Origin of the sequence: Rugamonas sp., assembly GCF_025354735.1 — a bacterium.
In the GTDB taxonomy this organism is placed as follows: Bacteria; Pseudomonadota; Gammaproteobacteria; order Burkholderiales; family Burkholderiaceae_D; genus Rugamonas.
The window spans coordinates 39,273-45,699 of sequence record NZ_JANXMI010000311.1; the positions used below are offsets into that span (position 1 = coordinate 39,273).

4 protein-coding genes are annotated in these 6,427 nt (G+C 70.1%); all 4 read left to right on the forward strand.

The features are described from left to right. Positions 1 to 65: 65 nt before the first annotated feature. Positions 66 to 857 (forward strand): hypothetical protein, encoded by a 792-nt coding sequence (locus Q0S71_RS25745; RefSeq protein ID WP_296002072.1) that lies wholly within the window; start codon positions 66 to 68, stop codon positions 855 to 857. A 159-nt stretch (positions 858 to 1,016) separates the two neighbouring features. Further along, entirely contained in the window at positions 1,017 to 2,213 is a 1,197-nt protein-coding gene (locus Q0S71_RS27490) for a hypothetical protein (RefSeq protein WP_367185341.1), read from the forward strand. Further along, entirely contained in the window at positions 2,120 to 2,623 is a 504-nt protein-coding gene (locus Q0S71_RS25750; RefSeq protein WP_367185342.1) for a mechanosensitive ion channel family protein, read from the forward strand. The genes Q0S71_RS27490 and Q0S71_RS25750 overlap by 94 nt, the downstream gene beginning before the upstream one ends. A gap of 271 nt (positions 2,624 to 2,894) precedes the next feature. Continuing rightward, positions 2,895 to 6,427: CHASE domain-containing protein (locus Q0S71_RS25755; RefSeq protein ID WP_296002074.1), on the forward strand; the 3,533-nt coding region annotated here is incomplete at its 3' end.

Below are 6,427 nucleotides of genomic sequence, written 5' to 3' on the forward strand. Positions count from 1 at the left end.
GTTTTGCAGACGCTGCGGCAAACCCGGTTCACCGATTACCAGATCGATAGCCGGACCGGGCGCCTGTGGCCAGCGTCGATGCCGATCTCAACCCGGTCTCGATACGGGTGACCTATGAAATCGACGCCGCCGGCGCCCGCTTTTGGGTCGATGCGCGCCGCTTGCTGGCGGCCGGTGGCGAATATCAGTTCGGCACCGGTGGGCGACTGTATGGCCGGCACGAATTGGTCTCCAGCCTGGGTTCCGATTCCGCGCCCGACGGCCAGCAGCGCCGCGACGCCACCGTGATCGGCCTCGATGCCGAGTATATGAAAAACGGCCGCAGCTTCAGCGAATACCGCGCCAGCGGCGCCGCCCAAGGTCGCGGCGCCGAGGCCGCGATAGGCTTGCGCAACCGCTGGAATCTGGCCCAAGGCCTGCGCATGGACACCACATTCGAGCGCGTCGAAGTCTTTTCCGGAGCCCATCAAAATCCATCGGCCGCCGTCACCGCCGCCCTTGCCTATACCCGCGATCCGCGCTGGAAGGGCACGGCAAGGATGGAATGGCGTGGCGGCCAGACCAGCGACAGCGGGCTCGCCACGCTGGGACTGGGCGTCAAGCTGAGCGAGAGGTGGACCTTGCTGGGCCGCAATCGCTATGCGTACAGCCGCAACAAAGCCCCTGGCGGCGGCGACAAGACCGATGAATGGCTGCAGGCCGGCATGGCCGCCTGCGGCGCGGTGCCGTCGGAGCTGAGCTGTCAGGTGCGGGTGCGGCCGGCGCCCGGCGCCAGCGGAGCGATCATCTGGACCTTGAACGGCCGGTTGCCGCCGGGCGCTTCGGGCACCCTCAAATTCATGGCCGTGGTGCGATGACGACCCGCTTCCATCGCCGGTTTTTGGCGAACCGGGCATCGGAACCGCCTGTTGAGCGCCACCGATCGATTCGTCGTTTGTCCATCCTGACGCCGGCCCCGCTTCCCGCCGTGCGCACCCGAGCCCAGCCTCGCCATCGAACCATGCAAGGAAATTGCCATGTCTAATCGACTCATGAATGTATTGCTCGTCTGCTTGCTGCTCGCCGCGCCGGCGCGCGCGGCCGATGCCGGCGCGCCCGTGATCTTCCATGGCAGCGTGCTCTTCACGGTGCGCGTTCCCTTCGGTCCATTCAGCGCCGAGCAACGCGCTCAAACGCTTCTTGCCCGATTGCTCAGGCTGGCGGAACCGGCTGAGGCGGACCACCGTCTTGTCATCGCGGCGGGCGACACGAGCACCGAGATCCTCGCCGGCGATACGGTCCTGATGGTGGTCACCGACGCGGATGCCGCGGCGGAGCAACGCCAGCGCGACGAGCTGGCCGCGGCCCGCGTGGAGATGTTGAACGGCGCACTCTTGGCGGCCCGTCTGACGCGCGGCAAGGAACACGTGATACTGGCCACCGTCCATGCGGCCCTGGCGACCATCGCCGTGATCGCCGTCCTGCTCTCGCTGCGCTTGGGACGGCGCTACCTGAGACGTCGCGTCGAAGCGTGGCGCAGCAGCGGCCGTCTGGCGCTGCGCCTGCAAAACGCCGAGCTCGTTTCCGGCCCGCGGATGGCGCTGACGATGGAACGCGGCATCGCCATCGGCAACGCCATCCTATGGTCGCTCGCTTACTACGCCTATCTCCTGGCCGTCTTCAGCTTCTTTCCGTCGACACGACAGTATGGGGCGCTGCTGCTGAACGCGGTTCTGGTCCCGTTCTTTCCCGCGTGGCGCGCGCTCGTCGACTATCTGCCCAACGTCGGTGTGATCGCTGTCGTCGTCCTTGTCGCCACCCTGCTGATTCGTTTGCTCCGTTTCATTTTCGATGCGCTCGGCCAGGGTTCCATGCGATTCGAAGGTTTTCATCCGGATTGGTCGGACACGAGCTACAAGATCGCGCGCTTCCTCATTGTCGCGTTTGCGGCGGTGGTGATATTTCCCTACTTGCCGGGCGCCGGATCGCCGGCCTTCCAAGCCATCTCGATTTTTCTCGGCGTCCTGTTTTCCTTCGGTTCCGGCGCGGCCATCTCCAACATCATCGCCGGCGTGGTGCTGACCTACACCCGCGCCTTCAGCGTCGGCGACCGGTGCGCATCAATGACACCGAAGGCGATGTGCTCGCCAAGACGCTCATCGCGACCCACATCCGCACCATCAAGAACGTGGTGGTCACGGTGCCCAACGCCATCATGCTGGGCAACCACATGATCAACTACAGCACCGAGGCGGCCGAACGCGGATTGATCTTGCCGACCACGGTGACGATAGGGTACGACGTGCCGTGGCGCAAGGTGCACGCACTGCTGCCCGATGCCGCGCGCGACACCCGGCTGGTGCTGCCGGATCCCGCGCCCTATGTCTTCCAGTTGAGCCTGGACGATTTTTACGTGTCCTACCAATTGAACGTCGTCACCCGCCACGCGCAGCGCAAGAGCGCCATTTATTCCGATCTGCATCAACATATACAGGATCGCTTTCATGCCGCGGGGGTCGAAATCCTGTCGCCCCACTATACCGCTCTGCGCGACGGCAATGCGCTTGCCATACCGGCCGAGCACCTCGCCGCCGATTACACGGCACCGGCGTTCCGCGTGCGCGCCGGCGACTTCTCCGCCTAGTGCGCGCGGACGGCGCGGCGGCGGCGACGAGCTCGGCAGCGTCGAAGTTGCGCGCCTGGCCAAGGGCCCGGGCCGCGGCGAGCGCCGCCCGTCCGCCGCGCCGCATTTGGCGCAGCCCCGGTGGCGGGGTGGACGGCCGTCCCGCGCACCGTCCGGCGCGGCCGGCGTCACGATGTTGTTGTGAAAATGAAAATTTTGGCGCAATATCCTGTCGTATGCAATGCAAAGAGCGACAGCTCCTATCGATTTGCAAGCCTATACGGGAGAATAGATGCCGACCCATATGCATCGCCGCTGGCGCCACGGCCTGTGGCTGCTGTCGCTGGCCGCCGGCGCGGCGCTGGCCGCCGGCGCCTACGCGCGCCACGTCAACGGCGCGCAGCTGCGCCAGGTCACCGCCGCCGCGCTCGACGGGCAGCAGCGCGCCCTGGCGAGCCGCATGCAACGCTACGAATATGGCTTGCGCGGCGCGCGCGGCGCCGTGCTGACGGCCGTGCCGCAGCGGCTGTCGTTCCGCCGCTACATGGCCAGCCGCTCGCTGGCCGACGAATTCCCCGGCGCGCGCGGCTTCGGCTATATCCAGCGGCTGGCGCCCACCGAGGTCGACGCCTTCACGGCGGCGGCCCGCGCCGACGCCCAGCCCGACTTCGCCGTGCGCCAGCTGCGGCCCCACGCCGGCGAACTGGACGTCATACTGTACCTGGAGCCGGAGCCGCCTAACCGCGCCGCCATCGGCCTCGACATCGCTTCCGAACCGGTGCGGCTGGCGGCCGCCGAGGCGGCGCTGCGCGACGGCGCGGCGACGCTGACGGCGCCGCTGACGCTGGTCCAGGCCGGCGAGCGCGGCCAGCCGGGGCTGCTGCTCCTGCTGCCCGTCTACCGCGACGGCGCCACCCCGGCCGACGCCGGCCAGCGCCAGCGCCAGTGCCTGGGCTGGGCCTTCGCGCCGCTGCTGACGGACGAGGTGCTGGCCCAGCTCGGCGACCCGCCTGGGCGCTACCGCATCAGCATCGACGACGTCACCGACGCCGCCCGGCCGCGGCGCTTTTACAGCCGCCAACTGGCGCTGGCATCGGCCCAGACCACCCTGCAGGCCGGCATGATGCTGTACGGCCGCCGCCTGCGGTTGCGCATGCAGCCGGGCGACGCCTACGCCGCCAGCCTGGCGCCGCTGCCGCCGGCGCTGGCGATGGGCGGCGGCGCCGCCGCCGCCCTGCTGCTGGCGTGGTTGCTGGCCGAGGCGCGCCAGCGCCGCCAGCATTATCTGTCGCAGCAGCGGCTGGCGGCCATCGTCCACAGTTCGGTCGACGCCATCATCAGCAAGGACTTGCGGGGCGTGGTGTTGAGCTGGAACGGCGGCGCCGAGCAGATCTTCGGCTATCGCGCCGAGGAGGCCATCGGCCGCACCGTCGACAGCCTGCTGGTGCCGCCCCGGCTGCACGGCGAGGAGGTCGACATCCTGCGCCGGATCGCCGCCGGCCAGAGCGTGGACAATTTCGAGACCGTGCGCCTGCACAAGGATGGCACACCGGTGCCGGTGTCGGTCGCGATCTCGCCCATCAGCAACGCCTGGGGCCAGGTGGTGGGCGCCTCGAAGACGGTGCGCGACATCTCGCGCCTGAAGGCGGCCGAGGCCGCGCTGCACCAGCTCAACGCCACGCTCGAGCAGCGCATCGCCGAGCGCACGCGGGAACTGGACGCCGCCTCGCACGAAAAGCAAGCGCTGCTCGACGCCGTCAGCGCCCAGCTGTTGTACGCGCTGCTGGACGCCGAGGGCCGCCTGCTCGACGTCAACGCCCTGTTTTGCCTGGCCCACGGCATGCCGCGCGCCGCCTTGCTGGGGCGCGCCTTCGACAGCCTGCAGGCCGACGGCGCCGCCGCCGGCTGGTGGGCGCAGGACGCCGCCGCGCGCCAGCGCTGGCGCGGCGAACGCTGCCACCGGTCCGGCCCCGGCGGCCTGTGGCTGGACACCGCCATCACCGCCCAGCAGGCCCGGCACGGCACGCCGCCGCGCTACGTGGTGGCGGCCGTCGACGTCAGCGACCGCAAGGCCGGCGAACAGGCCTTGCGCCTGGCCAAGGAGCAGGCTGAACAGGCCAGCCTGGCCAAGAGCCAGTTCCTGGCCAACATCAGCCACGAAATCCGCACCCCCATGAACGCCGTGCTGGGCATGCAGGAACTGCTGCGCCGCACGGCGCTCGACGCGCGCCAGCGCGACTACCTGAACAAGGCCGACGGCGCCGCCAACACGCTGCTGGGGCTGCTCAACGACGTGCTCGACCTGTCCAAGATCGAGGCCGGCCAAATGCAGCTGGAACAACACCAATTCGCGCTCGAAGGCTTGTTGCGGGAACTGGCCGTGATGTTCGCCGGCACCGGCGGCCATCCCGACGTCGAATTCATCTACGCGCTCGACCCCGCCCTGCCGGCCATGCTGACGGGCGACCGCCTGCGGCTGCAGCAGGTGCTCATCAACCTGATCGGCAACGCCCTCAAATTCACCGAACGCGGCAGCGTCGTGCTGCGGCTGACGACGCTGGCCGCCGAAGGCCGCCAGCACTTGCGCGTGGCCGTCGAGGACAGCGGCATCGGCATCACGGCCGAGCAACAACTGCGCATCTTCGACAGCTTCGCCCAAGCCGAGACGTCGACCACGCGACGCTTCGGCGGCACCGGGCTGGGCCTGGCCATCTGCAAGCGCCTGGTCGAACTGATGGGCGGCCGCCTGCGGGTCGAGAGCGCGCCCGGCCTCGGCAGCCGCTTCTGGTTCGAGCTGGCGCTGGCGCCGTCGGCGCCGGCCGCCGCGCTGCCCGCCCTGCCGCTGCGGCGCCTGCTGGTGGTCGACGACCATCCTTTGACGCGCCAGGTGCTGGCGGCCACCCTCGCCGCCCAGTTCGGCTGGCAGGTCGACTGCGCCGACGGCGGCGCCGGCGCGCTGGCCCGCCTGCGCGACGGCGCCTATGACGCCGTGCTGCTGGACTGGCGCATGCCGGACATGGACGGCCTGGCCGTGGCCGAGGCCATCGGCGCCGGCGCCGCACCGTTGCCCGTGGTCATCATGGTGACCGCCTACGGCCGCGACATGCTGGCCGAGGTGATCGAGCCGGTGCCGCCCTTCGCGGCGCTGCTGACCAAGCCGGTGACGCCGCTGCAGGTGCGCGACGCCCTGCAGGCGGCGCTGGCGCTGGCGCCGGACGCCGTGGCCGTGGCCGCGCCGGCCGCCGCCCCGCTCGACGGTGTGCGCCTGTTGCTGGTCGAGGACAATGCGCTGAACCGCCAGGTGGCCGACGAGTTGCTGCGCCAACAGGGCGCCGACGTGATGCTGGCCGAGGGCGGCCTGCGCGGCGTGCAACTGGCGCTGGCCCACGCCAAGCTGCTCGACCTGGTGTTGATGGACATCCAGATGCCGGACCTGGACGGCCTCGAGGCGAGCCGGCGCATCCGCGCCACCGTGCCGTCGTCGCAGCTGCCCATCCTGGCCATGACGGCCAACGCCAGCGCCGCCGACCAGGCCGCCTGCCTGGAGGCCGGCATGGACGGCCATGTGGGCAAGCCCTTCCGGATCGCCGAGCTGAGCGCCGCCATCCTGGCGCGGCTGGGGCGCGCTGGCGGCGCCGCGCCGGCCGCCGACACCGCGCGCGAGCCGCTCGACACCGCGCTGTGCGAGCCGCTCGACGCCCTGCTGGCGCGCTTCGGCGGCCAGCTCGCGATCTACAGCGACGCCGTGCACAGCCTGCACGAGGCGGGCGCCAGACTGCTCGACGAGCTGACGCGCGCCCTGGCAGGGGGCGAACGCCAGGGCGC